The sequence below is a fragment of the Mucilaginibacter agri genome (genome assembly GCF_009928685.1).
GTDB lineage: Bacteria > Bacteroidota > Bacteroidia > Sphingobacteriales > Sphingobacteriaceae > Mucilaginibacter > Mucilaginibacter agri.
In genome coordinates this window covers 1-2,648 of the sequence record NZ_WWEO01000020.1, presented here as the reverse complement: position 1 = coordinate 2,648, position 2,648 = coordinate 1, and the positions used below count along the sequence as shown (strand labels likewise).

Annotated in this window: 4 protein-coding genes; all 4 read right to left on the bottom strand. The window is 42.4% G+C overall.

Annotated elements, in window-relative coordinates:
- Positions 1-76: 76 nt before the first annotated feature.
- The gene (locus tag GSY63_RS00080) at positions 77-1,030 is read right to left on the bottom strand and encodes a DUF932 domain-containing protein (RefSeq protein ID WP_243749116.1); all 954 of its coding nucleotides are present in this window, start codon (positions 1,028-1,030) and stop codon (positions 77-79) included.
- 4 nt (positions 1,031-1,034) lie between these two features.
- On the bottom strand, positions 1,035-1,202 hold the full coding sequence (locus GSY63_RS00075) for a hypothetical protein (RefSeq protein WP_166583813.1): 168 nt from the start codon (positions 1,200-1,202) through the stop codon (positions 1,035-1,037).
- A 4-nt stretch (positions 1,203-1,206) separates the two neighbouring features.
- Positions 1,207-1,335, bottom strand: a complete 129-nt coding sequence (locus tag GSY63_RS24935) for a hypothetical protein (RefSeq protein ID WP_262887321.1) — start codon at positions 1,333-1,335, stop codon at positions 1,207-1,209.
- 77 nt (positions 1,336-1,412) lie between these two features.
- Positions 1,413-2,063 carry a hypothetical protein gene (locus GSY63_RS00070; RefSeq protein WP_157526448.1) on the bottom strand — a complete coding sequence of 217 codons (651 nt, stop codon included), beginning with the start codon at positions 2,061-2,063 and terminating at the stop codon, positions 1,413-1,415.
- Positions 2,064-2,648: the final 585 nt, after the last annotated feature.

The window sequence follows — 2,648 nt, the reverse complement described above, 5'->3', positions numbered from 1 at the left end:
TCACAAATAACTGGAGTAATCTTATGTATAGTGTTTATGTAAAGTAGCGCCTGTAACACAGGTACTTTTGATGTTTTTACACGCCTGCTTTACATAATCTTTTACTTTCCATAATAACGCTGTTATATGCACCAAAAACAGTTCCTGCGGTCGTTTCCATTTGCTGGGTCTGACTTCCTAAAGCATATTCATAAACATTATCTACAATGTTAGTGTAGTGTGTAGATAGCAGGTCTAATTTGCCCCCGGCTAAGTTTTCCAAAACCTCTTTGTTAGGTGCCATTGCAATCTGTATCAATTTTTTCACCTCGGCATCTGTGATACGTACTTTAGCCCATTGATTAAATAAGCCCTCCATTTCGCCGCCTAAAGATTTACTAATGCCCATTAAAGTATGTGCCTGTTTTAGCCGTTCGGTAGCAGAGGCGGTATGACGGATTTTAATCGCCCCTGAATGATTATTCATCGCTGCGTTTAGCGTATTGTTGCAAACTATCCTAACAGGCGTAAAAGCTGCGGTAATGCTTCCTAAACCATCGTGAGTAGTGGTTAAAAACAAATACTGTTCTATCCAGTCCTTTACACCTACCCGAATATAATCAGGCAATTTAGCAGTTATAAAAACCCGCTCGCCGTTACCCAATGCCCCCGCCGTTTCGTATAAAATACCATCGCCACCGCCTACGATCGCATCAAAGAACGAAAACGCATCACGGTTTTGTACCACTTCATAATCGTTACCGACAACCCCTAAAACCTGTTCGGTATCGGCCCGAACCGTAGCAAAAAAATTAGGAACCTCTATTTCGGGAATAATAATATCGTTGTCGGGATCGCCTAAATGGTTTTCGGTATCATAAGTAAACAAAGGGCGTTTTTCTACAATATAATCTAAACCTGCGTGCTGTATGGCTTCGCTACTAGTTGGGTAACGGTCTATGATTTGCCCTAACCCGTGCCAGGCTTTTTCCTTAACACTCATAAAGCTGTTTTTGCCTGTTTTCTGATTGAAATTTATTTGATGTGCCATGATGTTATTTTTTAGTGTTCAGTTCAATAATTTTTGTTTGTAATACTTCCACGTTCGGCGTACTGCTTACCTGCAAAACCGTTTTGGTTTGCAGTTCCTGTATTGCATCGTGAATGCTCGTATGCGCGGTTTTAATGGTGACTTTCACCAGTAAAAAGATCTTATCCTCCATCGCTTTAAAATTGGTATATATTCATAAAATCGCTTAATTCTAATTGAAACCGTGCGGGGTTTTCCTGCGCTAAAGTTTCGGCGTAACCATCCCAAAATATTTGGTTGGTTAACTCTATAAATTGCTCGTACATCCGATTTGCTGTTTTTTGTGAAACCATAAAAAAATGCTCACCATCCCGATAGCTTTCGGGATGGGAGCATAATTTGTTTAAGCATTGGGGAAAATGATGTTTGCTTCGATCTCGGCCAGTTTTTCATGGCAGGCATCAAAAATGAATTGGGAAACCATGCGGATAAGGTTTGGCGTATTGGTGACAAACTCCCGGCCTTTATCGTCTTTGATAATCAGCTTGCAACCCTGATAAGGATTGTTTTCCAGTTCGTCGTTTTCCTCGATCAGTTTTACCTCAAAATCTTCCAGTAACTTAATGCGGGATAACAGGGTAATACGCTGAATGCTTAGGCGGTGTAAGCCCTCCACCGATTTCAAAGTTTGCTCTAAGTTCAAAGCGAATTTTTTTGGCTCCGCTTTCACCTCTTCCACTTTGGCGGGTTCGGCTTTTGGTTCTTCCGCTTTGGCCGGTTCGCTCTTTGGGGCTTCGTCTAATCCGTGTCCTGTGGTAAATGGCGCAACGTTAGCGGGTTGGTTATCCACTGTAGCGGGGCTACTGGTCGTTGCCTCGGCAGGGTTGGTTTTCTCAGCTTGCGGAGTTTGCGCAGGTTTTTGATCTTTAGCGGTTTCATCTTGTTTGGCTTCCTTTCCTGTCAGGCTTGGGCGGTTTTCAATACGGTTAACTGATTGGTTGTTTTTTGCTGCTGTACCTTGTACACCGTTTGCATTTTTTTCTGCTGTTTTCATTTTTTAAATGATTTAAAAGGGTTAAAAAATTTGTTTTTCGTTTCCCTTTTTTCCCGAAGACTTTCCCTGAAAAGCTATTTTTCAAAAGAAAAAACGGTAAAAAAGAAAGTCAAAAAGGCGGTCGCAAAGCCTGGGCGGGAGAACTATAAGTCCCGAAGGGTGGCCGCAGCGCAGCGGAGGACATTATGCGTTCGTACGAACGGGCTGACCGATCTTGACGCCGCTTTTGTCCGTTTTCTTTGGAAAATAGCACCTGAAAGCAGTTGATATTTTAGCAGGAAAATAAGTGCAGAGAGAAGGCAAGCGCAGCTTTTCCCAGCGCAGCGGGTAAACAAGTGAAGTCCTGAATGATGCGCTTAATTGGAATTGGCAGTAGTTATAGCAACAGCGAATGCTTTTGCCGCGCAGCAAAAATGCAGCAGCGGATATGATACCAATCAGCCTTCAGGAAGTCAACTGTCAAGGATTGCAGCGGCATGTGTGACTTGTTGTCCGTGAGTAAAGTAAGCGGACATTACAAAAATGTTCTTTGTAATAACTGATTATCTGGTGAATGGGAACACCATTCCATCTATTTGAACAGAT

What these genes read in the sequence shown, in the direction of transcription:
- GSY63_RS00075 (WP_166583813.1), bottom strand. Translation starts at nt 1,202, where the DNA reads ATGGAGGATAAGATCTTTTTACTGGTGAAAGTCACCATTAAAACCGCG.
- GSY63_RS24935 (WP_262887321.1), bottom strand. Translation starts at nt 1,335, where the DNA reads ATGTACGAGCAATTTATAGAGTTAACCAACCAAATATTTTGGGATGGT.
- GSY63_RS00070 (WP_157526448.1), bottom strand. Translation starts at nt 2,063, where the DNA reads ATGAAAACAGCAGAAAAAAATGCAAACGGTGTACAAGGTACAGCAGCA.
- GSY63_RS00080 (WP_243749116.1), bottom strand. Translation starts at nt 1,030, where the DNA reads ATGGCACATCAAATAAATTTCAATCAGAAAACAGGCAAAAACAGCTTT.